The sequence below is a fragment of the uncultured Methanofollis sp. genome, assembly GCF_937919355.1.
Taxonomy (GTDB): Archaea; Halobacteriota; Methanomicrobia; order Methanomicrobiales; family Methanofollaceae; genus Methanofollis.
In genome coordinates, this window is record NZ_CALFSA010000145.1 from 15,605 (window position 1) to 40,550 (window position 24,946).

General features: G+C 62.0%; 22 protein-coding genes. 11 read left to right on the forward strand and 11 right to left on the reverse strand.

Annotation, left to right across the window (positions count from 1 at the left end; all coding sequences use genetic code 11):
* Positions 1-84: 84 nt before the first annotated feature.
* Positions 85-528, forward strand: a complete 444-nt coding sequence (locus Q0520_RS07050) for a hypothetical protein (protein WP_298668081.1) — start codon at positions 85-87, stop codon at positions 526-528.
* 93 nt (positions 529-621) lie between these two features.
* Positions 622-1,206 carry a flavodoxin family protein gene (locus tag Q0520_RS07055; RefSeq protein ID WP_298668083.1) on the forward strand — a complete coding sequence of 195 codons (585 nt, stop codon included), beginning with the start codon at positions 622-624 and terminating at the stop codon, positions 1,204-1,206.
* Positions 1,207-1,269: 63 nt separating this feature from the next.
* On the opposite strand, the gene Q0520_RS07060 is transcribed toward Q0520_RS07055, so the two are convergent.
* Positions 1,270-3,042 carry a ribosome biogenesis/translation initiation ATPase RLI gene (locus Q0520_RS07060; protein ID WP_298668085.1) on the reverse strand — a complete coding sequence of 591 codons (1,773 nt, stop codon included), beginning with the start codon at positions 3,040-3,042 and terminating at the stop codon, positions 1,270-1,272.
* A 6-nt stretch (positions 3,043-3,048) separates the two neighbouring features.
* Positions 3,049-3,420 (reverse strand): hypothetical protein, encoded by a 372-nt coding sequence (locus Q0520_RS07065; RefSeq protein ID WP_298668087.1) that lies wholly within the window; start codon positions 3,418-3,420, stop codon positions 3,049-3,051.
* Positions 3,421-3,620: 200 nt separating this feature from the next.
* Between Q0520_RS07065 and rqcH the strand changes: the two genes are divergently transcribed.
* Positions 3,621-5,531 (forward strand): ribosome rescue protein RqcH, encoded by a 1,911-nt coding sequence (rqcH, locus tag Q0520_RS07070; protein ID WP_298668089.1) that lies wholly within the window; start codon positions 3,621-3,623, stop codon positions 5,529-5,531.
* Positions 5,521-6,546, forward strand: coding sequence for an mRNA surveillance protein pelota (locus Q0520_RS07075; RefSeq protein WP_298668091.1), 1,026 nt, complete (start codon positions 5,521-5,523; stop codon positions 6,544-6,546). The genes rqcH and Q0520_RS07075 overlap by 11 nt, the downstream gene beginning before the upstream one ends.
* Here the strand turns inward: Q0520_RS07075 and Q0520_RS07080 are convergent.
* Positions 6,531-7,541: a hypothetical protein gene (locus tag Q0520_RS07080; protein WP_298668094.1), complete on the reverse strand. Its 1,011-nt coding sequence runs from the start codon at positions 7,539-7,541 to the stop codon at positions 6,531-6,533. The two genes, Q0520_RS07075 and Q0520_RS07080, sit on opposite strands and share 16 nt — an antisense overlap.
* 135 nt (positions 7,542-7,676) lie before the next feature.
* Here Q0520_RS07080 and Q0520_RS07085 point away from each other — a divergent pair, with 135 nt between their 5' ends.
* Entirely contained in the window at positions 7,677-8,930 is a 1,254-nt protein-coding gene (locus Q0520_RS07085; RefSeq protein ID WP_298668097.1) for a winged helix-turn-helix transcriptional regulator, read from the forward strand.
* Positions 8,931-8,951: 21 nt separating this feature from the next.
* Here the strand turns inward: Q0520_RS07085 and Q0520_RS07090 are convergent, their stop codons facing one another.
* A complete protein-coding gene (locus tag Q0520_RS07090; RefSeq protein WP_298668100.1) occupies positions 8,952-9,659 on the reverse strand; it encodes a peptidylprolyl isomerase in 708 nt (235 codons plus the stop codon).
* Between the two features lie 56 nt (positions 9,660-9,715).
* Between Q0520_RS07090 and cyaB the strand changes: the two genes are divergently transcribed.
* Complete coding sequence (gene cyaB / locus Q0520_RS07095) at positions 9,716-10,237, forward strand: class IV adenylate cyclase (RefSeq protein ID WP_298668105.1); 522 nt, start codon at positions 9,716-9,718, stop codon at positions 10,235-10,237.
* On the opposite strand, the gene Q0520_RS07100 is transcribed toward cyaB, so the two are convergent.
* Genes Q0520_RS07100 through Q0520_RS07110 form a run of 3 tightly spaced genes read right to left on the reverse strand, consistent with a single transcriptional unit; the run spans position 10,227 to position 12,403 of the window.
* On the reverse strand, positions 10,227-10,868 hold the full coding sequence (locus Q0520_RS07100) for a metallophosphoesterase (protein WP_298668107.1): 642 nt from the start codon (positions 10,866-10,868) through the stop codon (positions 10,227-10,229). The two genes, cyaB and Q0520_RS07100, sit on opposite strands and share 11 nt — an antisense overlap.
* 13 nt (positions 10,869-10,881) lie before the next feature.
* Positions 10,882-11,991, reverse strand: a complete 1,110-nt coding sequence (locus tag Q0520_RS07105; RefSeq protein WP_298668110.1) for a TIGR04013 family B12-binding domain/radical SAM domain-containing protein — start codon at positions 11,989-11,991, stop codon at positions 10,882-10,884.
* A gap of 13 nt (positions 11,992-12,004) precedes the next feature.
* The gene (locus Q0520_RS07110) at positions 12,005-12,403 is read right to left on the reverse strand and encodes a DUF126 domain-containing protein (RefSeq protein ID WP_298668114.1); all 399 of its coding nucleotides are present in this window, start codon (positions 12,401-12,403) and stop codon (positions 12,005-12,007) included.
* Positions 12,404-12,447: 44 nt separating this feature from the next.
* Here Q0520_RS07110 and Q0520_RS07115 point away from each other — a divergent pair, with 44 nt between their 5' ends.
* Positions 12,448-13,605, forward strand: a complete 1,158-nt coding sequence (locus Q0520_RS07115) for a proteasome-activating nucleotidase (RefSeq protein WP_298668117.1) — start codon at positions 12,448-12,450, stop codon at positions 13,603-13,605.
* 6 nt (positions 13,606-13,611) lie between these two features.
* Complete coding sequence (locus tag Q0520_RS07120; protein ID WP_298668119.1) at positions 13,612-14,010, forward strand: DUF5804 family protein; 399 nt, start codon at positions 13,612-13,614, stop codon at positions 14,008-14,010.
* Between the two features lie 318 nt (positions 14,011-14,328).
* Here Q0520_RS07120 and Q0520_RS07125 read toward each other — a convergent pair whose 3' ends face one another.
* The 4 genes from Q0520_RS07125 to Q0520_RS07140 form a co-directional block, all read right to left on the reverse strand.
* Positions 14,329-14,595, reverse strand: a complete 267-nt coding sequence (locus Q0520_RS07125; protein WP_298668121.1) for a hypothetical protein — start codon at positions 14,593-14,595, stop codon at positions 14,329-14,331.
* Positions 14,596-15,100: 505 nt separating this feature from the next.
* Positions 15,101-15,694: a hypothetical protein gene (locus tag Q0520_RS07130; protein ID WP_298668122.1), complete on the reverse strand. Its 594-nt coding sequence runs from the start codon at positions 15,692-15,694 to the stop codon at positions 15,101-15,103.
* A 25-nt stretch (positions 15,695-15,719) separates the two neighbouring features.
* Positions 15,720-16,208: a DNA-deoxyinosine glycosylase gene (locus Q0520_RS07135; protein ID WP_298668125.1), complete on the reverse strand. Its 489-nt coding sequence runs from the start codon at positions 16,206-16,208 to the stop codon at positions 15,720-15,722.
* Positions 16,205-18,349, reverse strand: a complete 2,145-nt coding sequence (locus Q0520_RS07140) for a helix-hairpin-helix domain-containing protein (protein ID WP_298668128.1) — start codon at positions 18,347-18,349, stop codon at positions 16,205-16,207. Before Q0520_RS07140 ends, Q0520_RS07135 begins: the two co-directional genes overlap by 4 nt.
* A 108-nt stretch (positions 18,350-18,457) precedes the next feature.
* Here Q0520_RS07140 and uvrA point away from each other — a divergent pair, with 108 nt between their 5' ends.
* The 3 genes from uvrA to uvrB are packed head-to-tail and all read left to right on the forward strand — an operon-like array spanning position 18,458 to position 24,734.
* Positions 18,458-21,259 (forward strand): excinuclease ABC subunit UvrA, encoded by a 2,802-nt coding sequence (gene uvrA / locus Q0520_RS07145; protein ID WP_298668144.1) that lies wholly within the window; start codon positions 18,458-18,460, stop codon positions 21,257-21,259.
* The gene (gene uvrC, locus Q0520_RS07150) at positions 21,256-22,806 is read left to right on the forward strand and encodes an excinuclease ABC subunit UvrC (protein ID WP_298668131.1); all 1,551 of its coding nucleotides are present in this window, start codon (positions 21,256-21,258) and stop codon (positions 22,804-22,806) included. The genes uvrA and uvrC overlap by 4 nt, the downstream gene beginning before the upstream one ends.
* A complete protein-coding gene (gene uvrB, locus Q0520_RS07155; protein ID WP_298668134.1) occupies positions 22,803-24,734 on the forward strand; it encodes an excinuclease ABC subunit UvrB in 1,932 nt (643 codons plus the stop codon). The genes uvrC and uvrB overlap by 4 nt, the downstream gene beginning before the upstream one ends.
* The last annotated feature ends 212 nt before the right edge of the window (positions 24,735-24,946 follow it).

Consider the following 24,946-nt stretch of genomic DNA (forward strand, 5'->3'; position numbering starts at 1 on the left):
GCTCTTCTCCAGGTTTTCAGCAAAGACTGAAGAGCATCGGCGTTCTGCCGCGGATCTCCGGGCTACGTCCCCTTCACCGCCACCGTGACGATCGAGAAGGACCGGACGACCTCCCTCACCGCGACCCTGAACAACGACGATCTGGAAGGGGACGGTTTGCCGGACTACTACGAGGAGCACGGCTATATCGACGGCTTCGGCAACCGCCACACCAGTGACCCGGATCTCACCGACACGGACGGCGACGGGCTGGACGACAAGGCAGAACGTGGGTGGGGAACTGATCCCTTCAATCCCGACAGTGGTGGCGACGGCCTCCTCAACGGGGTCGATCCCGGACCTACGAAACCAGAAGGAAAAACCGTCGATCCCCCTCTTGCCGAGATCGGTCGTGCGATCCTCCCCGGTGCGGCCTTCGTCCTCATCCCCCGATTTTCACTGCCACCGGCCACCCGGATCAATTCATGGGACGCACACATGACCAAAAAACGGTTCTGGAAAGATTATGCTACGCCTGCACCAGGATGAAATAGCAGAGGTAATCTCCAGACAATTGCCATAGTAAATTTTTATTGGCCTCACCATATCAGAACCAACACTCGAACCAAAAGGTGGTAAGCGATGACAAAAGTCGTTGCATTTAACGGTAGCCCCCGGGAGAAGGGGAACACATCCATCCTTATCAGGCATATGCTCGAAGAACTTGAGAAAGAGGGGATCGAGACCGAGGAGGTGCACCTCGGCGGACGAGTTGCACGGGGATGCACTGCCTGTATGAAATGCTTTGAGAAGAAGGACGGGCATTGCGTCTATGATGATGATTGCATCAACGACTGCATCGATAAGATGGTTGAAGCGGACGGCATTATTCTCGGTTCACCTGTCTACTTCACCGATGTCACAGCCGAGATGAAGGCCCTGATCGACCGGGCGGGCCTGGTGGCCATGGCAAATGGCGATTTTTACCGCCGCAAAGTCGGAGTGGCCATTACAGCGGTGCGACGATCCGGAGGCATCCACACCCTCGATTCGATGATCAACTTCCTGCTCTTCTCCGGTATGATCGTCCCGGGCTTCCCGGTCCTTGGCATCGGGAAAGAGAAAGGCGACGTAGATAAAGATGAGGAAGGTATCAGGCGTGCCCGTGATGCGGGAAAGACCATGGCATGGCTCCTGAAATCTCTTGAGCAGGCAGAAAAATCCTGATGCTCCAAGAGAGATGAGCAATGATTGACGCTTGAAAAAAAAGGGAGCCAAACTCCCGGATATTTATTCCTCGTCTACCTGAGCGTAGTAATACTCGCCCTTCGCCCTCTGCTCGCGGTCGAGGTACGACTCGGGCTTGTTGATCCGTGGCCGCCCGCTCTTGTCGCGCCTGAAGGTGACGCCGAGGTGGGAGAGGAAGAGGTTCATGCCATCGCGCATCGAGAACGGCCCCTTCGCCTCGCCGGAGACGCCCGGTTCGCCGTCGAAGACGACGAGGCGCTCGGAGATCATGTCGATGAGGTAGATGTCGTGGTCGATGACGATGACCCCGCACTCCTTCCCCTCGGCATGGTGCTTGAGCACCCTGGTCAGGCCCATCCTCTGCTCCACGTCGAGGTGGGCACTCGGTTCGTCGAGGATGTAGAGGTCGGCGTCCCGTGAAAGACAGGCGGCGATCGCCACCCTCTGGAGTTCGCCGCCGGAGAGCGTGTCGAGAGGCGACTGGAGGACCGGGATGAGAGCGAGGGGTTCGAGGATCTCGTGCTGGTAGTACGAGGTGTCGAAACGCCGGGTGATCTGGCGGAGAGTGAACTCCACCGTGTCTGTGGACTCGGCCTTCACGTACTGGGGCTTGTACGAGATGGAGATCTTCTCGTCAAGAGACCCGCCATCGGGTTCTTCCACGCCTGCAAGGAGTTTTGCAAAGGTCGACTTCCCGATACCGTTCGGGCCGACAAGACCGAGCACCTCGCCCTTCCTGATCTCGCCGCCCTTCACGTCGAGGTGGAAACGGTCGTAACTCTTTGACATCTGCGGGAAGGTGTAGAGGAGTTCGCGCTTCGTCTTGTCGGCATGGGCCCTCTTCTCGAAGACGACGGCCGAGTCCCTGAAGCGGACATTCTCCTCGGGGAGGTATCCCTCGAGGTACTCGTTGATCCCGACCCGCACGCCCTTCGGTCCGGTGATCACGCCGAAGACCGCCGGTTTGCCATAGGCGACATGAACCGTGTCGGCGAGCATGTCCAGGATCGCGAGGTCGTGCTCGACGATCACGACAGGTCTCTTCTCCGCGACCTCCCTGATGAGGTTCGCCGCCGCCATCCTCTGGTAGATGTCGAGGTACGGGGTGATCTCGTCGAGGAAGTAGAAGTCGGCGTCCCGCGCAAGGCAGGCGGCAATCGCCACCCTCTGGAGTTCACCGCCGGATAGACTCTGGATCTCGCGGTCCATGATGGAGGTGAGGGTAAGGTCGGCGACGAGGTGGTCGAGCACCCCTCTCTCGTCGGTCGTTGCAAGGAGGTCGTGCGCCGTTCCCTTGAAGGCCTTCGGTATCAGGGTGATGTACTGAGGCTTCACCGCCACCTTGATCTCCTTCCCGGAGATGTGCTTCAGGTAGTCGAAGAGTTCGGTGCCGGTGAAGCGTTTCATCACCTCGTCCCACGAGACAGAGGTATCGAAGATCCCGAGGTTCGGTTGCATCTGACCTGAGAGGATCTGGATGGACGTGGACTTCCCGATACCATTCGGCCCCAGTATGCCGGTCACCTTCCCCTCGACAGGGATCGGGAGACCATAGAGCACGAAGGCATTCGGCCCGTAGCGATGGGTAGGTTGCTCCAGTTCCTCCGGGAGGTTCACGATATCGATCGCATCGAAGGGACACTTTTTGACACAGATGCCGCACCCGGCACAGAGTTCTTCGGAGATGACCGCCTTACCCTCATCGTCGAGGACAACAGTCTCGTCCCCGCTTCGGACTCGTGGACAGTAGAGAATGCACTCCTGACCGCACTTCTTAGAATGACAGTTATCTTTGTGGACGACGGCGATTCGCATGGATGATCACATCGAGGTAGTGAGCATTGTAGACCAGGAGATGAACCAGAAGGCGAAAGTCATGAACGCCTGATAGAACCAGTCCTTCCCCCCCAGTTCGGTGTAGTCGATCTTCATCAGCATGAAGATGTGTTTCTGGAAGACCACACCGGCCATGAGGAGGAGGATACCGACGATCTGGTTCTTTTGCAGACCTGTCGCAGGGTCGGGAGTCCCGCAGACATAGTATGAGAGCACACCAGTCACAATACCGAGGAAACACGCAACAAGGGTCCGGCGGATGCGCTTTTTATGCTCTCTCTGTTTCTCTTCTTTCGTCTTCGGACCCTTTTTTTTCGGTACTTCGGGTGCCTGCGACGGTTTTTCCTCCTCGCTCATGATGCATCAGTGGTCTATTTTTTGCGTTGTAGCCATATTTAACTTAGTATTGCCCGGGCAGGGGTGCCGGGAGATACCATCCCTCTGGCAAAAACCCCGGCGACCGGTCGACCCGGATCCGCCTGCGCGGGTGATGAAACCGGCGAGAGTATATTAATGAGAGTTCTGGACCCATACGTACAAAGAGCGTGGAATAATCAATGGCAAATGAACAGGGGATGAGCGGGATGGACGTCAGGGCGCTGACAGCAGAACTGTCTGCCCTGCTCCCGCTCTGGATCGGCAAGATCTATCAGTACGATGCGAAGACTCTGGGGATCCGTCTCAACGGCAACGAGGGGGCGAAGTATCAGTTCCTCGTTGAGACAGGGAGGCGCGCCCATCTGGTCAGAGCACTCCCTGAGTCCCCGAAAAATCCCCTCGGGTATGCGATGTTCCTCCGCAAGCACCTCGAAGGGGGACGGGTGACCGCTATAGGGCAGTACGGTCTCCAGCGTATCTTTTACATCGACGTGGCGAAGAAGGTCGGGATACTGAGACTTGTTGTCGAACTCTTCGACGAAGGGAATGCCATCCTCCTCGACGAGGCCGGCGTGATCACCAAACCTCTGTGGCACCACCGCTTCAAGGACCGGGCGGTCGTGCCGGGCGAGGTCTACGCCTTCCCCGAGGGGACGGACTGCAGTGGTTTTGACAGCGAGTCCTTCGCCGCGATGCTCCGGGCCTCCGACCGCGACCTGGTCAGGACCCTTGCCGTGAACTGCCTCCTCGGCGGCGCCTATGCCGAACTCGTCTGCAGCCTTGCCGGGGTCGACAAGAGTATTCCTGCCGCCGAAGCCGATGCCGGGGCGGTGTATGCGGCCCTCCACCAGGTCGTCGCCATGGTCGAGGGGCAGAGGAAAGCGGTGATCACGGAGAGCGGGTGCTGGCCGATCCAGGGCATGGGAGTGGAAAAACAGGCGTTCTCGACGTACAACCAGGCCCTGGAGGAATATTACCCTCTCCAGACCGCCACAGAGATTAAGGCCGAGGAGAAACGGCCGAAACTCTCGAAAGAAGAAGTGATCCGCCGCCAGCAGGAAGAGGCGCTGAAGAAGTTCGGGAAGAAGATCAAAAGGGCCGAGAAGGCGGTCGAGGCGGTCTACACCAACTATCCTCTCGTGCAGGACATCATCGCCACACTTGACAGGGTGAGCCAGAACCTCTCCTGGCAGGAGATCGAGGAGGTCCTCAAGAAGAGCGACCTCCCCGCGGCAAAGAAGGTCGTCGCCGTCCACCCTGCCGACGCGGCTGTCGACCTTGACCTGGGAGGCGTGCGGGTGAAGGTCTTCGTCCGCGAGAACGTGGAGGCGAACCTCGAACACTACTACGACCAGATCAAGAAGTTCAAGAAGAAGACCGAGGGGGCCATGGCGGCGATGGAGCGCGGCGCCGCACAACCGAAGGAGAAACCGAAAGAGGTCCTCCACTTCATGAAGAAGAAGTGGTTCCACAGGTTCAGGTGGTTCTACACGACCGACGGCACCCTTGTCCTCGGCGGACGGGACGCTTCCCAGAACGAGGAACTTGTCAAGAAGTACATGGAGGGGAAGGACACCTTCGTCCACGCCGACGTGCACGGCGGTTCTGTCGTCATCGTCAAGGGGGAGACGGAGCACATGGACGACGAGGTCGCCCAGTTCGCCGCCTCATACTCGAATGCCTGGAAGGCCGGGCACTTCTCGGCCGACGTCTACTTCGCGCGCCCCGACCAGGTGAGCAAGACCGCGGAGTCGGGCGAGTTCGTCGCCCGCGGCGGTTTCATCGTGCGGGGCGAGAGGCGCTACGCGAAGGACGTCCAGCTCGGCGTCGCAATAGGGGTGCAGAAAGAGCCGAGCGTCGCGATCATCGGCGGGCCTGTGGCGGCGGTGCGGGCACGGACAGGGTATGTCGTCGAACTCTCTCCCGGCACCTTCGAACCGAACGACGTGGCGAAGAAGGTCCAGCGGGCCCTGAAAGAGAAGGTCGGCGAGGAGAACTGGAAACGGTTGAGGACTGTCCTGAACACCGAGGCGATCGCCGCCTTTGTCCCGCCGGGCGGGTCCGACATCGTGGGTGGGCATGAAGGCTGAGTACGGAGAACTCAAGGGGTCGTACGGTGAGATCAGGCTCTTCCCCGAGTCCCTCGACGACCTCTGGCACCTTGAACACCTTATCGAGCCCCGCGACCTCGTCTTTGCGACGACCCTGCGGACGGTCGACTCGGCGACGGACAAACTCCGGCCCGAGAAGGCCGAGAAGAGGCCGGTCCGCCTCGGCATCAGGGTGGAGAAGGTGGAGTTTCACCCGTATTCCAACCGTCTCAGGGTCGGCGGTGTCATCGAGTCAGGCGTGGACATCGCCTCGTACCACACCCTCAATGTCGAACCTGGCTACGAGATCTCGGTGATCAGGCGGTGGCGCGGCATAGACCTCGAAAGGGTCGAGCGGGCGGTCGGCGCCTCCCTCCACAATGTCGTCCATGTGCTCACCATCGAGGAAGGGGAGGCCGAACTCTTCAGGATCAGGCAGTACGGTCCGGAAAGAGTTGTAACCATCACCGCAGGGAGCGGGAAGGGTGCGGAGGTCGACGGCAGGACCGCCTTCTTCGCCGACGCCCTCACATCCCTGAAGGACGTCACCGGCCCGGTCGTCGTGGCGGGGCCGGGCTTTGTCAAGGACGACTTTGTCAGGTTCCTGAAGGCGAAGGACCCCGACCTCGGGGAGAGAGTCGTCACCGTCGAGACGCGGCGGATCGGCCGAGGCGCCGTGCAGGACGTCATCGGCCAGGGCGTCCTTGAAAAACTCGCCGGCGACCTCCAGCTCGCACGCGAGGTGACGAGGATGGACGAGGTGCTCAAGAGAATCGGCACCGGAGGGGCGGTGGCGTACGGGAAGGCCGAGGTGAGGAAGGCAGTCGACTACGGCGCCGCCGAGGAGGTGCTCGTCTCCGACGCCCTGATCAGGGATGCCGGCATCGCCCGTCTCCTCGAAGACGCCGAGAGGATCAACGCGCGGGTCGTCGTCTTCAGTTCCGAGTTCGACCCGGGTGAACAACTGAACGCCCTCGGCGGCATCGCCGCACTCCTCCGCTACCCCCTCGGGTGAGGGGCGTCACTCTCCACTTTTTTCAGTACGAAGGTCGCTCCCCCCAGAAAGCGGGCGACGGGATTATACAGCACGGCGATGACGTAGCCGCCGACACCGCCGGCAATGCCGTAGAGGACGATGCCGAACAGGAGAGCACCGGCGACGACTGCGGGCGTGGTCCCCGCGGTCCCGCCCGGCCCCTCGCCGAGGAGAGGAAAGATCCCGCTTGCCTGCAGGAGGGTGGAGACTCCGGCCATGAAACCCGCCCCGAAGCCCACAATACTCATCGTACGGGCGGCTGACCGGGGCACGACCGCCGCCATCTCCACACTATTTTCGAGGAGGATCTCCCTCTCCTGATCTCCGTTTCCGGGGGTGCGGGCCGTCACCCTCACCCCGCCGATGATGACAGCGGCGAGGTCGTACAGGACGGCGCCCACGCCGCCGATGAGGATGCCGCCGAGCACGGCGACGAGAGTCCAGACAGTGACCATGAAGAGGATGACGCCGGGCTCAGACCCGTACAGGATGGGTGTCCAGGAGAGGGGCCACATAAGAGATCCAATCCAGCCGAAACACTCGTAGAGGAGGGTCTGGAGGGCCATGATGACGAGAGAGAGGCATATGCCGACCTTCATCGCCGGAAAAACACCGATCTCATGGATAGCCCACGCCCCTTCCGTCACGGTCCCCGGCCGCACCCTCACGACGACCCCGCCGAACCTGCCGGCGGCGAGGTTGTACAGGGTCGCCGCAAGCGCTGCAAATACGATCGCCGATACGACGTGGAGAAGGGGCACGAGGTAGAGCACATGGTAGCCAAGGGCCCGGACCATCTCCCCCTCTGCCGTTGTCACGGGGATATTCTCGTTGACCGCCGTCGGGAGCACCATGACCCCCCACACGACGCCGACCACCAGGGAGATCGCCGCCGCCATCAGGACACACGACCGGAGAGAGACAGAGGTGACCTCGACCTCGGAGACGCCGAGATCTGTTGCAGCCGCAGGCATAGGGGAAAGATCCTGCCCGGATAGATAAAGTCTTTATCTCAAGATCGGTTACACATCCTCTTCCCGAAGGCCCGACCTGTAACCGGAAGGTACAGAATGAATAAATAGACCGGTCCCGACCTACCACTGTCGACAATGAGATCGATTTCCCTGTGGCTCGTCCTGGTCCTCGTGTGCTCCCTCGCAGGGGTGTCTGCGGCGGCACCTGCCGAGGAAGTCGCCGCCGCGGTCGTCTCTGCGTACCATCAGGTCTCCGACTATACGGCAGACGTCGCTGTTCACGGTCCGGGCGTGGACGAAGTTGTCAGGGTGGCGGCCATGCCGCCCGGCAGGTTCAGGGCCGAATACGGCGACCCGTCTCTCCATCACGGCTCCGCCCTTGCAGTCCTGTCGGAAGGATCCATCTGGTGGTATGCGCCTCCCCGGTGCACGGGGGGATCGACAGGTGTGGAAAAGCCCCTTGACGGCGACTATATGACCGCCGGGATCGCCGCCCTCTCGACCGGGAAGGTCACGGGCATGCACGAGGCCGTCATGGACGGCAGGGTCGTTCCTGTCGTGGACGTCATACCCCTCGGCACCATCGACCCCTTCCCCCCCGACACCGGTCGTCTCTCCATCTGGATCGACGGGAAGACGATGCTTCCTCTACGTATCGACGGCTACGACAGCACCGGGGCGCTCGTGCGGTCGGCGGAGTACCATGACCTCAGGGTGAACGCCGGCCTCCCGGGAGACACTTTTGCCTTCGAAAAACCGAGAGGAGTGTGGGAGCGTATCCCTCCCGTGACCTCCGACTTTCTCATGAACCTCGCCTTTCTCCTTGCGCAGATGGTCATCCTCCCCGTCGAGTCCTACGTCGCCCTGCACATGTGGGTGAGTCTCGGTTACCGGCGCATCACCCAGAAAAACATCCTCGAAAACGACACGCGGTGCCGTATCTACCAGATCATCCGGGAGGACCCCGGCATCAGGAGGAAGGATATCGCCCGTATCACCCGGACAAACCGGGGCACGCTCCGCTATCATCTCGCGGCCCTCAGGGAGGCCGGGAAGATCGCGGTCGAACAGGCGGCAGGTTGCTGCCGCTATTATGAAAACAACGGAAAATATTCAGGCCGTGAACGGGCGACCCTTTCCGCCCTCGGGAACACCACGAGGAGAGAGATCCTGGAAAACCTCCTCCAGACCCCGGGCCTCTCGCGACAGGAGATTGCAGGACGTCTCGGCATATCGGGCCCTGCCGTCTCCCGCCATATGGACAGACTCCAGAAGGTCGGGATCGTCGAGAAGAGCATGGATGGGCGTGCCGCATCATTTGCCATAGCAGGAGAGAGCGAGCACACGCTGATCCGCGCCCTGCACATTATGGGCGGCGAAAACGACTGAAAGGGGAAAAAAGGGTTGTATTTATTCTTCCTTCGCTTCGGGTTCGGCAGCTGCCGGTTCTTCGGCAGTCTTCTCCGGGCGCTTGAAGGACTCGACAAAGACGATGTCCTGCACCTCGGGGATGAACTCGAAGATCTGGTGGACGACGATCCCGCGGGCCATGACCCAGCGGCGGTCGTAGTTGATCCCTGCCGGGAGGGTCAGGGTGAGGGTGCCCTCGGCGAAGGTGAGGTCCATGTCGCGGCCCGAGAAGAGTTTGATGAAGCCCTTTGCCTTCTCCTCGACGGTCTCGACCATGCCCTCGATGGTGAAGGTGTAGGCGAGGTCCTTGCCCGCGAGCGGGTGGTTGAAGTCGACGACGGCCCGCTTCCCGACGACGTTGACGACGACACCTTCACGGTCGCCCGCCTGGATACGCATGCCGAACTTGGGCTTCTCTCTGAACTGGTTGGTGTTCACGGACTCGACGAGTTTCATGTCGTGGGGGCCAAAGCCCTTCTCCGCCGGCACCTCGACCTCATACTGCTGGCCGATCTCCTTGCCGACGAGTGCCTCGTCAAGGCCGGGGATGACATGGTTGCTCCCGACGCGGACGACGATCGGGGCATAGTCCTTCTTGCTCTTGATGCCTGCTTCTTCTGCATCGGCGGCGACGGTGGTGTCGAAGATCTCGCCTTCCACGCGGCCGGTATAGTTGAGTCTAACGATGTCTCCTTCCTGAATTGCCATGATATACACCTTGTCTATATTAAGTCTCGACGAAAATACTTAAATTGGTGGCATAGATGTTTGAAGTGGAAACAAAAATACGTGTCCCTGATCTCCCGGAGATCCGGTCCCGTCTCATCAGGGTCGGGGCTCGATCATCCATCGTCTCAGACCAGCAGGACGTCTACTACAACCACCCGGTGCGGGACTTCGGCAGGACTGACGAGGCCCTCAGGGTCAGGTACGAGGGCGACCGCTGCACCCTCACCTATAAGGGCCCAAAACTCGCCACGAAGGGGACAAAGACCAGGGAAGAGTTCAACCTCGCCGTCGAGTCAGGGGAGAACCTGGAGGAGATCCTCACCCGCCTCGGCTTTGTCAGGAGTGCGGAGGTCAGGAAGCACAGGGAGGAGTTCGCCATCGGCACCGCCTCCGTTGCCCTCGACGAGGTGGACGGCCTCGGGAGTTTCGTCGAGATCGAGGTGATGGCGCACGACGCCGACGAGGAAGCGGAAAAAGAGATCGAACAGATTAAAGGAGAATTGGGAATAGAGGGTCCTCACATCCCACAGTCCTATCTCGAACTGCTCAGAGAGTGAGCAGTTCGATCTCGATCTGCTTCGGTTCGTCGCCGAAGTGGATGAGGGCACAGTTGCCCTCAGAGGCCGGGCCGGGATTGACGATCTTGACACCGTCCACCTCGGTGACCCCCTTGTTCTCGTGCATGTGTGCGCAGCAGACGAGGTCGAACTCCTTGATGTGGTTCCTGACGCTCGTGCTGCCCACGTGGTTCTCGCCCGCAAGGTCGAAGACGCCGTGGGGCGGGACATGGCTGATGAGCACGTTATGGACGTTCCTGTCCATGTGAGCCGTAGCCTCCTTGATCAGACGATCGATCTCCTCTTCTTTCAACTCGAAGGGCGTCCCGAAGGGCGTCGGGTTGGACCCGCCGACGCCCGCCATCGAGATATTCCCAAGCGAGAAGGCGGCGCCGTGGAGATTGACGCAGTCGGAGTGTTCAAGAGCATCACAGATATCACATGGATCACAGTTCCCCGGTACCGCAAAACACGGTACGTCGATGAGCGAGGTCACCTTGTTGACCATGTCACATGGCCCGAACTGTGTGAGATCGCCGGCAATGATGACGAAGTCGGGCTGGAGAGTCATGAAGGACTCCAGCTTGCCCAACTGGCCATGAAGGTCTGCCAGCAAAAGCACATCCATCATGGTAGGAACTTCTCTAGCGGTTCCTATAAAATCTTCTCTCAGGATCGCCCCAGGAGCCGGATATTTTCCCGTTCAGTGCAAGGCGGCCGAGGTCACGCTGCATCTCCGAAAGAAGCGCTTTTGGCCTCAGGTTTGCCATCGGAGTGCCCGGCAGCGGGATGAAGAGGTGGACATGGGCCCTGCCCCGGCGCGTGACCTCGCGGATCAGGGCAAGGGTCGCCAGTTCGTCCTCGTCCTCCTCGCACGGGAGGCCGACGATGAAGTCGACCACAGGGGTGAAACCGTGGTCCCGGCAGAGGTCGAGGGCATTCTCAACGTCGGCGACGGTATGGCCACGGCGCAGGAGGCCGAGCACACGGTCGCTTCCCGACTGGGCCCCGAAGTGGAGGCGACGGTTTGCGCAGTAGGTGGAGATGAGATCGAGAGACTCGTCGGTGACGAACTCAGGCCGCACCTCCGAGGGGAAGGTCCCGAAGTAGATCTGGTTCTTGTCGAGCGCCCGGAGCAGGCATTCGACCCTATCGAGGCGGGGGTGGATGCCGTCGTCGGAACCGTAGGCAAGGGCATTGGGGGTGACGAAACGGGCGTCCCTGAACCGTGCTGCATACCGGGCGATCTCATCGACGGGCCGGTGGCGCATCCTCCTCCCGAAGATGCAGGGGGTCTGGCAGTACGCGCACCCGAAGGGACAGCCGCGGGAGATCTCGATGTAGCCCTTGAACTGCGAGAATGGGGGGTACGCGGGGAGGAAGACCGTATGGTCCGGCGGGCAGATACCGTCCTGTGTGGCGACGCCGGGTATCGGCCTGGTCTCCCCGGCTTCGATTGCCCGGAGGAGCCGCGGGAGTGTGTGCTCACCCTCGCCGGTGACGACGTAGTCGGCGTACGCCGCAACTTCCGCAGGGCATGCCGCCGCATGGGGGCCGCCGACGACGGTGACGCAGTGCGCCGACGCGATCTCGTCCTCGAAGTGCGGGGCGTTGATGGAGTTGAGACTGTAGCAGGTCACGTCGTCTTCTGGCCCGCTCACCTGACGCAGGACGAACCCTTCGGTCTCGCATGCCGCATAGAGGGCGGCAAAGGTGTTCCTGGCCGCGGTGATCTCCCGCCAGTTCACCTGCATCCTGTCTGCCCTCTCATGCCTCCCATGAGACCGTCCCGGCGTCCCCGTCCACGGTCACGGTCGCCCCTGCCGGGATGCCGGAAAGACCGTCCTCAAGGTGGTCAACCATCGGGATCCGCGCCATGATCGCACCGGTGACGATGATCGGTTCAGCCTCCTCGTTGATGATGGCGGCCGGCGCCTTTCCATTCCGTGCAAGGGCGTACATCACATAGGACCCGACTGTCGAGCCCTTCCCGAAGGGGAAAGCAAGAACAGTCCCTGCAATCGATTCGCCCTTGAGGGGATGGCCTTCTTCGATGATCACGCCGCTCTCAGGGTCTACCCCTGAGAGGAATGACAGTGGTGCCGGGGAAACGAGCAACCTCCCGGTCGCTGTTCCCCGAGCAATGCCTCTTCCATTGATTATCACAGACACACCTAATAAATGTATAAAGGATCCACTATATTAGAGACATGGAAGACTCTGTGATTGGCGTCAACAATGACAATGATCTGTATAAACTCCAGGTCCAGGAGATGAAGGCGAAAGTCCTCGACCTGAAGATGCAGAACGAGTTGCTCCAGAAAGAGGTCAACCAGCTGCGGCGGGAGAACAACCAGCTCAAGCGGGTCCCGCTCTTTGTTGCAGCCGTTGTTGACAAACTCGGTGACGGCGAGGTCTATCTCAGACAGCAGGGAAACAACCAGGAATATATCACGCGGGTCAACCCCGAACTCTATGACGGTCTGACGGTGGGCATGAAGGTCGCGGTGAACAATGCCCTCTCCATCGTGAAGCCCATCGGCACGACCTATGACTCCCGTGTCAGGGTGATGGAACTTGAAGAAGCGCCGGAGATCACCTTTGAAGAGATTGGCGGGCTGAGAGAGGAGATCGAGGAGGTGCGCGAGGCTGTGGAGTACCCGCTCACGAGGCCGGAGATCTTCGAGAAAGTCGGTGTCGAACCGCCGAAGGGTATCCTGCTCTACGGGCCGCCCGGCACCGGTAAGACCCTCATTGCAAAGGCTGTGGCGCACAATGCCCATGCCGAGTTCATCAGGATGTCGGGCTCAGAACTTGTCCACAAGTTCATCGGTGAAGGGGCGCAGCTTGTGCGGGAACTCTTCGAATTCGCGCGTGAACACACCCCGGCAATCGTCTTCATCGACGAGATCGACGCCATCGCAAGCCAGCGCACAAACGACGGTACGTCGGGGAGCGCCGAGGTCCAGCGGACCCTGATGCAACTCCTCGCCGAGATGGACGGTTTCGACAACCGCGGCAATATCAGGATCATGGCGGCCACAAACCGCGTCGACATGCTCGACCCGGCGATTCTCCGGCCCGGTCGTTTCGACAGGATCATCGAGGTGCCTGTCCCTGACGCAGACTCGCGCAGGGAGATCTTCAAGATCCACAGCAGGAAGATGAACCTCAACGGTGTCGACCTCGAAGCCCTCGTCCCCCTCACCGAGGGGATGACGGGCGCCGAGATCCAGGCGGTCTGCCGCGAGGCGGGCATGCGGGCGGTCCGCCGGAATGCCACGGCCATCGAGCACAACGACTTCCTTGAGGCGATCAAGAAGGTCAGCCACAAGGAGGCCGCAGGCGATCTCCGGATGTATATCTGAACCGCCATGCACCTGCTCCTCATCGCGCGTGAGGGGGTCGACCTCAACACCACTCTTTTTGCATCCGAGACGAGCCGCGAGATCCTCCGATTTTATCGCCCGGAAAAACGGTCATATGGCATCTCCATCAGGGTCATCTCTCTTGGTGCGGCCCTATCCCTTGCCGCGGAGTTGAGGTGGTACCTCAGGCGGTACGTCGCCCTCACTCTTTTCGAGATGGCGCCGCGGCGGTTCTGCACCCTCGCCTATGCCCATGCGATCGAGGAGAGAGAGGTCGATCCTGACACTCCGCCGACAGACCGCCGGTACCTCGTCATCAGGGACGGCACGGTCAGGGAGGCGAATGCCGGCGACGAGGGCGCCGTCGAGGTCTGGGCCCTGCCGGGGGAGAGGATAACAGTATGAGGTCATCCCCGAACCGATCCTAGCCTCTGTCCTGTCGATGGAATGCTCGGTATCGGGTTCTGAAAAAATCCTGATCTCGTGTTTGTTTGGAGGGGTGAACCACCCCGGTCTCCCCACCATTACGATAGGGCGGGGTTGGCAATCTCCTTTGATATGCAGGGATTATCCTTCTCCACTCCTATCCTAAAGATCGGGGGTCTGGGGGCAACGAGAAGACGAAGTCTTCGAGGAAGTCCCCCGGTTTAGATTGCAGGGAAGGCAGTGGATCTGCACCGCTCATCATGGGATCTGGAGATTCATTGACCCAAACATGAGATTTTACCATGAGGTCATCCCAAAATTCTCGTCCATTCCCCAAATCTCTGCATGCAGGGCATCGGGAGAAAATTTTATGATCTGGTCGATATCTTCCTGAATTCCATGAAGAATAGTGCGAAACCACCTCCTTCCCCCAACTCTCGGCTGGGGACTGACGCCCCCGGAACTCGAAACCTTCGGTTTCTCGAACTCGCTGACGCTCGTCCCCCCGAAACAGGATAGAGTCGGGGAAGAGATAACAGAGATCCTGATGAAGGAGATTGCCATCCACTCCCTATCGCAATGATGGGGGGTCAGGGGGAGGGAGCGATAGCGACCTTGAGAAAATCTCTGATTTTCGGATGAAATCCCTCGTAACAGATGCCAGAATAGGATTTTTCAGAACCTAACGCGAGTAATTTCATCGGTTTGAATGAGGGTTCGGATCAGTTTTGGGATAACCTCAATGTCTGAGCAATAAATCCGCAACAATTTATCTAAAATTAAATATAGTTTCGAGGTCATGACGGATTTATACGTTCTGGACACATATATCACGACATACCAGTTGAAACAGTCAGTGATTTCAAAAAATAGCCTACTATTCCCACTGGAGCAACAAACTTCGGACTAAATTAGTGACATAGTATAGTCCCCCGCCCCAGATATAATCCTGTTGATCACTCCATCTTCACCATCTTAACTGGGAAATTAGACGGAGGTGAAGCAAGAATGGAATCTATTTGGCTAGGAATTACTATCGGAGTATGTGTTGCTCTTGTGATAGTGATTGTTATACTAATATAACTCTTTTTTTCCTCTGCCACCTCTTCACCACGAATGCCCCCATCGCGACGGCGAAGGCGCCGCCGAGCACCACCCTGACGACCGGGTCCGTGGTGTCGGTGCCGCGGAGGAGGGCATGGACGAGGCCCATCACCAGGGCGGCATACATGAGCATATGGAAGGGACGCCAGTATGCGGGGATGCGGCGCCGGAGGCTGACGGCGATCAGGGCGATGAAGATAAGGACGAGAGCAGGCCGCCCTGCATAGGTCCAGAACTCCTTCCATATCCAGGTCGAGGGCAGCAGGACCGCAAGGCTCCCGGCCATGAGGGCATAGGAGAGGGGATGGAGGAGGATGACGGCAAGGCCGAAGGCGGCGAGGGCGTGGTGGACGGTGAGGAACGGCCTCCCGAATGCCACCCTGATCTCGCGGAGGAAGGGAGACATCGAGGCGGCGAGGGCGAGGGCAAGGTAACCGTTGAGGGCGAGGAGGCGGACGAGAAGAGAGAGGGGTTCGCCGCCCGTGAGAAGGGCCGAGGCGCTGACGATACAAAAGAGTGCCGCGATTCCCCCGGCCAGCACCGCGCCCTGCCTCTCCATGCCCCTCCCTCGCCTGGGTGCTATATCAGGGTTTGCCGGCGGCCGACCGCCAGAGGGCGACCTTCTCCTCCACCGTGAGGCGGGCGTTCGCCGGACTCGTCGAGGGGAGGGAGAGGACTCTGACTCCGGGCGTCTCCCACACGCCGGGGTGGACGCGCCTGAGCCACTGCTCTGCCGCCCTGCCGTTGATGGCGACCGTCCTCACCGTCGGGTGGTCACGGAGAAAGCCAGGGATGGCGTTGGCCTTCGCGTCCCTGATAGAGGCGTCACTGCTCCCCTCCCGCGTGCACCCGGCAAGGACGTCCCAGAGGGCGACACCCGCCGCCTTCAGTCCTTCCAGTCGTTCCGGGTAGGGGAGGTCGGCCGGAACCCCGAAGACACCTTCCATCACCTGCCAGAAGGCGTTCCGCGGGTTCGCGTAGTACTCGCCTGCACGGAGCGAAGCGACGCTCGGGAAACTGCCGAGGATCAGGATACGGGGTGCGGGCCCCGCAGCAGGGGGAAGGCCGGTCATCCCCGCTGACTCTCCCGCATCGAGAGGGCGATCCTCTGCCTCTTCAGGTCCACCGAGAGGACGGTGACGGCGACCCGGTCATGCACCCCCACGACGTCGAGAGGGCGGGCGACATAGGTGTCGGCCAGTTCGCTCACGTGGACCAGGCCGGCAGTCCCGACCCCGATGTCCACAAAGGCCCCGAAGGCCGTCACATTGGTCACCGTCCCGGTGAGGGTCATCCCGGGAGCGAGGTCGTCGATCGAGGCGGGTGCGCCTTCGGAGACGCTCAGGTCGAAGGGCGGACGCGGGTCCCGTCCGGGGGCGGTGAGTTCGGCGCAGATGTCCTGCACTGTCGGGAGGCCGACCGCGCCGTGCACATAGCGTTCTGGTTCGACCTGCCCGAGGAGGGAGAGGTTGCCAACAAGGTCGCCGACCCCGACGCCGAGGTCGTCGGCCATCGCCCTGACGACCGACGCGTGCATCGGGTGGACAGCGGTGGCGTCCAGGGGATCTGCCCCGCCGACGACCCGCAGAAAACCGGCCGCCTGCTCGAAGGTCTTCGGCCCGATCCCGGGCACGTCCAGGAGGGCCAGGCGCGATCTGAATGGGCCGTGCTCCTCCCTGAAAGCGACGATCCGTTCGGCCTGTGCGGGCCCGATCCCGGAGACTCTTGCGAGGAGAGAGGCGCTCGCCGTGTTCACCTCCACACCGACGGCATTGACCGCGCTGACGACCGTGTCGTCGAGGGCCGCGGCCAGGAGTCTCCCGTCCACGTCGTGCTGGTACTGCCCGACGCCGAGTGCCTGCGGGTCGATCTTCACCAGTTCGGCAAGCGGGTCCTGGAGGCGCCTGCCGATGGAGACCGCACTCCTGAGGGTGAGGTCGAGGTCGGGGAACTCCCGGCGGGCCTCTGCCGCGGCCGAGTAGACCGAGGCCCCGCACTCGCTCACCGAGATCACCGGGCCCAGGTCGAGGCCCTGGAGAAAGGTCCGTGCCTCCCTGCCGCCATGCCCGTTCCCGACCGCGATCACCTCGACGCCGTGCCGCCGGCAGAGGTCGGCGAGCACCGCACCGGCCTTCGCTTCCTGCCGGTGCGGCGGGAGGGGACAGACGACCGTGGCGTCGAGGAGTTTCCCCTGCCTGTCCAGGCAGGCGACCTTGCAACCGGCCGCAAAACCGGGGTCGACGGCGAGCACGACCATTCTCCCCAGAGGGGGCGCCAGGAGGAGACGCCTGAGGTTTGCGGCAAAGACCCGCGTTGCTTCGTGGTCGGCCCGCTCCTTTGCGGCCGCAAGAGTCTCGCGCTCCATTGCCGGGGCAAGGAGGCGGCGGTACCCGTCCTGCACCGCCGCTGCCACCACCTCCGCCAACGGCCCCCGGCCCCTCTCTCCCAGCAGGGCGAGCACCCGTCTCTCAGGCGGGGCGACGGTGAGAGAGAGCAGACCCGCCCGCGCTCCCCGCAGCACCGCATGGACGCGGTGGCCCGGCATGGTCCTGACAGTCCCGGTATAGCCTGCATAGTCGGCATACGGGGTGGACGCAAGGTCTTTCCCGCGGGCCGCCCTGACCGTGAGCACCCCGGCCTCTGCAAAAAGGCGGCGCATCGCCGCCCGGACGTCGGCGTCCTCGGAGACAGTGGCGGCGATGATGTCCTTCGCACCGGCAAGCGCCTCTGCACAATCCGCAGGCCCGCCGGGGCGCACATATCTCCGCGCCTCAACCTCTGGATCGGCACACTCGCCTCTCAGCAGCGCCTCTGCCAGGGGTGCAAGCCCCTGCTCCCGCGCCGCCGAAGCGCGGGTCCGGCGTGCTGGTCTGAAGGGGAGATAGAGGTCTTCGAGGGCCGCGGGAGTCTCCGCCCCCATCACGCCGGCCATGAGGGCAGGGGTGAGCACGCCCTGCTCCCGCAGCGATGCCAGGACCGTCTCCTTCCTCTCCTCGAGCCTCTGCATCGCGGCAAGGCGGTCCCTGATCGCGGCGACGGCCACCTCGTCCAGGCACCCGGTCGCCTCCTTCCTGTACCTCGCAATGAAAGGGACAGTCGCCCCGCCCGCAAGAAGGGCCGCGGTCCCTTCCACCTGCTCCCTCCTGATCCCGAGGGCAGTCGCAATGCCGGTGACGATCCGGCATGAGCGCTCCCCGGCCACTTCAGTCCCCATACTTCTGAACTCTCTGGGTCCTCTCCGGATAAAGGAACACCGCGACACGTTCACTTTCACTGCCCGCGCCTGCACCTCTATGAAGGGGGAGGACAGAATATCCGCGTGATGAAACACCTCGTCGTCAGGGGCGCGAGGGAGCACAACCTCAGGGATATCACCGTCACCCTCCCCCGCGACCGCCTCGTCGTCCTCACCGGCGTCTCCGGGTCGGGCAAGTCCACCCTCGCCTTCGACACAATCTATGCCGAGGGGCAGAGGCGGTACGTGGAGTCCCTCTCCGCTTACGCCCGCCAGTTCCTCGGTCTGATGAAGAAACCCGACGTCGACGCCATCGAGGGCCTCTCCCCCGCCATCTCCATCGAGCAGAAGACGACCTCGAAGAACCCGCGCAGCACCGTCGGCACGGTCACCGAGATCTATGACTACCTCCGCCTCCTCTATGCCCGCATCGGCGTGCCGTACTGTCCGGAGCACGGCACGCGCATCGAATCGCGCTCGCCCGAGGCGATAGCCGACGCCATCGCGGCCACATTCAGCGGGCAGGTGACAGTCCTCGCTCCCATCGTCCGCCGGAAGAAGGGGACGTACGGGCAACTCCTCAAGGACCTCGACGCCGAAGGCTTCAGCCGCGTCCGTCTCGATGGTGCGATCGTGCGGACAGACGAGGAGCACCCCCTGGAGAGGTACGTCATGCACGACATCGACATCGTCGTCGACCGCCTCGACCCCTCTGAGCGTTCCCGCCTCGTCGAGGCCGTCGAGGGTGCGCTCGCAAAGTCCGACGGCCTCGTCATCGCCGTCGGGGAAGACGGACGGGAGGAGACCTATTCTGCAAAGATGGCCTGCCCGGTCTGCGGCCTCTCCTTCGAGGAACTCCAGCCGCGGATGTTCTCCTTCAACTCCCCCTTCGGCGCCTGCGAGGAGTGCAACGGCCTCGGCATCAAGATGGACTTCGACCCGGCCCTCATCATCCCCGACCCATCGCTGAGCATCGCGGACGGTGCCGTTGCCCTGTACAAGAACTATGTCGACGGCTACAGGACGCAGTACCTGGCTGCGGTCGCACGCCACTTCGGGTTCTCCGTTTTGACGCCGGTCAGGGACCTGACGCCGGGACAGTACAGGGCCCTGATGTACGGCTCGCCCGACCAGATCAGGTTCTCCGTGCAGGGGAAGGGGGGCGACACCAGCTGGTCGCACACAGGCGCCTGGGAGGGCCTCCTCCCGCAGGCTGAACGCCTGTACCACCAGACCCAGTCCGAGTACCGCCGCGAGGAACTGGAGAAGTTCATGCGTGTCTCGCCCTGCCCGAAGTGCGGGGGCAAACGGCTGAAGGAGAAGGTGCTCGCCGTGGAGATCGGCGGGAAGAACATCGTCGAGGTGACAGACCTCCCTGTCACGGCGGCGGTCCGCTTCTTCGACGGCCTCGACCTCACCGGCAGGGAGGCCGAGATCGCCCGCCAGGTCCTCAAGGAGATCAGGGCCCGCCTCACCTTCCTCGAAGAGGTCGGCCTCGGCTACCTCACCCTCTCCCGGAACGCCGGCACCCTCTCCGGCGGCGAGGCCCAGCGTATCCGCCTCGCCACCCAGATCGGCTCCAACCTGACGGGCGTGCTCTACGTGCTGGACGAACCCTCCATCGGCCTCCACCAGCGCGACAACCGCAGGCTCATCGAGACCCTCAAAAAACTCCGCGACCTCGGAAACACCCTCATCGTCGTCGAACACGACGAGGAGACGATCAGGGCGGCTGACTATGTCGTGGATATCGGCCCCGGCGCCGGGGTGCACGGCGGCGAGGTCGTCGCCGCGGGGACGCCCGACGAGGTAGCGGCATCTCCGGCCTCCCTCACCGGGCAGTACCTGTCGGGGGCCCTCACCATCCCTGTGCCCGACCACAGGCGACAGAGCGACGCATATCTGCGGATCACGGGGTGCCGGGAGAACAACCTGAAGAACATCGACGCGGCCATCCCCCTCGGCACCCTCACCGTCGTCACCGGCGTCTCGGGATCGGGCAAGTCCACCCTCGTCTACGACACCCTGTACCCCGCCCTCGCACGGCAGGTCTCGGGCTCGCGGGCCACGCCCGGCGCCTTCGCCACCCTCACATCAGACATTCCCGTGGACAAGGTGATCGTCATCGACCAGAGCCCCATAGGCAGGACGCCGCGGTCGAACCCGGCGACGTACACGAAGGTCTTCGATGAGATCAGGAAGGTCTTTGCGGAGACGAAGGAGGCGAAGGTGCGGGGCTACAAACCCGGCCGCTTCTCCTTCAACGTGAAGGGCGGGCGGTGTGAGGCCTGCCAGGGCGACGGCGTCATCAAGATCGAGATGAACTTCCTCCCGGACGTGTACGTGGAGTGCGACGAGTGCAAGGGGAAGCGCTTCAATGCCGAGACCCTGGAGGTGAAATACCGGGGTAAGTCCATCGCCGACGTCCTTGACATGACGGTCGAGGAGGCGACAGGGATCTTTGAGAACATCCCGGCGATCAGGAACAGGCTTGAGACCCTCTGCCAGGTCGGCCTCGGCTACATCAAACTCGGGCAGAGTTCGACGACCCTCTCGGGCGGCGAGGCGCAGAGGATCAAACTGACGCGCGAACTCTCGAAGAGGGCGACAGGGAGGACCGTCTACCTCCTGGACGAACCGACGACCGGCCTCCACTTCCACGACGTGAAAAAGCTCATCGGCGTCCTGGACGATCTCGTCGAGAAGGGGAACACGGTCGTGGTGATCGAGCACAACCTCGACGTGATCAAATGCGCCGACTACCTCATCGACCTCGGCCCCGAGGGCGGGGACGCGGGCGGCAGGGTGATCGCCACAGGCACACCCGAGGAGGTGGCAGGGGTGAAGGAGAGTTATACCGGGCAGTTCCTGGCCGGGATGCTGAAATGATCGACCTATCTGCCGTCCCCGAGGAACCGGGGTGCTACCTGTACAGCGACGCCGCGGGGACTGTGATCTATGTCGGCAAGGCGAAGAACCTGAAGAGGCGGGGCTCCAGTTACTTCCAGAAGAGGGGCCACGACGCCAAGACGCAGAAACTCGTCGAGCAGATCGCCTCGGCCGACTTTATCGTCACCGAGAACGAGGTCGAGGCCCTGATCCTGGAGAACACCCTGATCAAGAGGCACCAGCCGAAGTACAACATCGACCTGAAGGACGCGAAGAACTATGCCTACATCCACCTCTCCGGCGGGGCCTTCCCGCGGATCGGGATCGCCCGCCGGGCAGGGAGGGACGGCGAGTACTTCGGGCCCTTCGTCTCGGCGCGGGAGAGGGACTACGTGCTCTCCGTCGTGAAGAAGGCCTTCGGCCTCCGGTCGTGCCGGCGCATCCCGAAGAGGCCCTGTCTCCGCCACCACATCGGTACCTGCTCGGCCCCCTGCGCCGGGACGGTGACGGAGGAGGAGTACGCCGCACGAATCGAGAGGGCGCGGGCGGTGCTCCGCGGACAGGGGAAGGACCTCGTCGCCGCTATGGAGGCCGAGATGGCAGAGAGGTCGAAGGCCCTCGAGTTCGAGCGTGCCCTCGAACTGCGGGACGAGATCGCGGCAATCAGGCACCTTGCCGGGCGGCAGAGGGTGGAGCGCCGGAGAGACCACGACGAGGACATCATCACCTACCAGAAGAAGGACGGGAACCTCTATCTCCTCCTCTTCCATGTTGAGATGGGTACCCTCACCGGGAAGCAGGAGTACGTCTTCGAGGCCTCGGACGACGCCGTCGAGGAGTTCCTGGTCCAGTACTACGGCGAGCACGCCCCCCCGAAGGAGGTTGTCCTCCCCGCGGGCGTCGGCGAACCTCTCGCCGATTACCTGGCAGACCGCCGGGGTTCGAAGGTCGAGGTCACGGTGCCGCAGAAGGGGGACAAGAAAAAACTCCTTGACCTTGCGGAGAAGAACCTTGAGATCGCCTTCTTCGGCGACGCCCTGAAGGTCGAGGCCCTCCAGAAGGCCCTGCACCTCCCCGACCCGCCGAATGTCATTGAGTGTTTCGACATCTCCCACCTTGCAGGCACGGCGATGGTCGGGTCGATGGTGCAGTTTCGGGGCGGGAGACCGGACAAACGGAACTACCGGCGCTTCAGGATCAGGACGGTCGAGGGGATAGACGACTTCGCCTCCATCGCGGAGGTGGTCGGCCGCCGGTACACCCGCATCCGCGAAGAGGGCGGGGAGTTCCCCGACCTGGTGATCGTCGACGGCGGGAAGGGGCAACTCGACGCCGCCCTCGACGTGCTGAAACGCCTCGGCACACGTCTTCCGGTGATCGCGATCGCCAAGAGGGAGGAGGAGATCTATGTGCCCGGTTTCCCCCATCCCCTGCCGGTCAGGAAGGACGAGAAGGCCTCCCTCTTCGTGCAGGAGATCAGGGACGAGGCCCACCGCTTCGCGATCACCTACAACCGCCTGTTGCGGAGGAAGGAGATGAGAGGATGACTGAATTCAGGCTGAACGCGGACTTTGTCCCGGCAGGGTCGCAGCCCGATGCGATCCGGGGACTGACAGACGGCATTGCGGAGGGCGAACGCTTCCAGACCCTCCTCGGCGTGACAGGGTCGGGGAAGACCTTCACGGTCGCGAACGTGATCGAGGCGGCACAGAGACCGACCCTGGTCATCGCCCACAACAAGACCCTGGCGGCGCAACTCTACCACGAGTTCTCGGGATTTTTCCCGGAGAACAGGGTGGAGTACTTTGTCTCGTACTATGACTACTACCAGCCCGAGTCGTACCTCCCGGCAAAGGACCAGTATATCGAGAAAGACGCCTCGATCAACCCGAAGATCGAGCAGATGCGCCTTGCCGCCACGGCCTCCGTGCTCTCGCGGCCAGACACCATCATCGTCGCCTCTGTTTCCTGCATCTACGGCCTCGGCAACCCGGCAAACTTCCGGGGCCTCGGGTTCGAACTGAGAAAGGGGGAGAGGATGCGGCGGGCCGACCTGCTGGAGAGACTTGTCGATATCCAGTACGAGAGGAACGACCTCGACCTCGCCCCCGGACGGTTCAGGGCGAAGGGCGACGTGATCGATATCGTCCCCGGTTACTTCAACGACATCGTCAGGGTCGAACTCTTCGGCGACGAGGTCGACCGGATCTCTGAGATCGACAGGGTGACGGGACGGCGGAAGGAGACGATGGAGTATTTCTATGTCTATCCGGCCCGCCACTTCGTCGCCACCGAAGAGGAGAGGGAGAGGGCAATCGTCTCCATTGCGGAGGAACTCGACGAGACTCTCCCCTCCCTCGGCATGATCGAGGCCCACCGCCTGAAGCAGCGGACCCTCTTCGACATCGAGATGATCAGGGAGACGGGGAGTTGCAAGGGGATAGAGAACTACTCCCGCCACTTCGACGGGAGGAAGGCGGGGGAGAAGCCGTACTGCCTCCTCGACTACTTCCCCGACGACTTCCTGATGGTCATCGACGAGTCCCACCAGACGGTGCCGCAGGTGCGGGGGATGTACCGCGGCGACCGCTCGCGGAAGGAGACACTGGTGAAGTACGGCTTCCGCCTCCCCTCTGCCTTCGACAACCGCCCCCTGCGGTTCAGGGAGTTCGAGGGCTATATGAAGAACGTCATCTTCGTCTCGGCGACGCCGGGCGAGTACGAACTGACGCACTCGGCAGGGGTCGTCGAGCAGATCATCAGGCCGACAGGCCTCGTGGACCCGGCCGTGGAGGTGCGCCCGCTCGAAGGGCAGGTGGAGGACGTGATGGCGGAGATCAGGCGGACGATCGGGAGGGGCGACAGGGTGCTCGTCACCACCCTCACGAAGCGCCTTGCCGAGGAACTGACAGACTTCCTTGCTGAGCAGGGGATCAGGACGCGCTACCTCCACTCGGAGATCAACGCCCTGGAGAGGACCGAGATCATCAGGCAACTCCGCCTCGGAACTTTTGACGTCCTCGTCGGGATCAACCTCCTCCGCGAGGGCCTCGACATCCCTGAGGTCGGTTTTGTCGGCATCCTGGACGCGGACAAGGAGGGGTTCCTCAGGGACGCAAGGAGCCTCATCCAGACCATAGGCAGGGCGGCGAGGAACGTGAACGCCCGCGTGGTGCTGTATGCCGACCATAGCACCGACTCGATCCGCACCGCCCTTGCCGAGACCGACCGGCGGCGGCGGATGCAGGTCGCCTACAACGAGGCACACAACATCGTCCCGCAGACGATCATAAAACCGGTCCCGGCGAAGGAGATCGACCTCACCGACACGAAGCACCTCCCGAAATCGGAGATCCCGAACCTCGTCATCGAACTGGAGGCACAGATGTACAGGGCCGCGGAGGACCTCGACTTCGAGAGGGCGATCCTGTTGCGCGACCGGGCAAAGGAGTTGCGGGCCGGGATGGAGAAGTGAGGAAATCTGGCTCTGTAGAAACCCTCATACTGTATCAAAAATCAGAGATTTTCTCATGCTCACTTCGTTCGCACCCTGTCATGAGGATAGGGGGTGGAGGGCAGTCCCCCTTCAAAATACACGTTTGCCCCTTTGAAGTCCAATCCTGAGCGGGGAACGAGCGTCAGCGAGTTCAAGAAAATCTTTGATTTTCGGCGTAGTCCCCCGGCCAG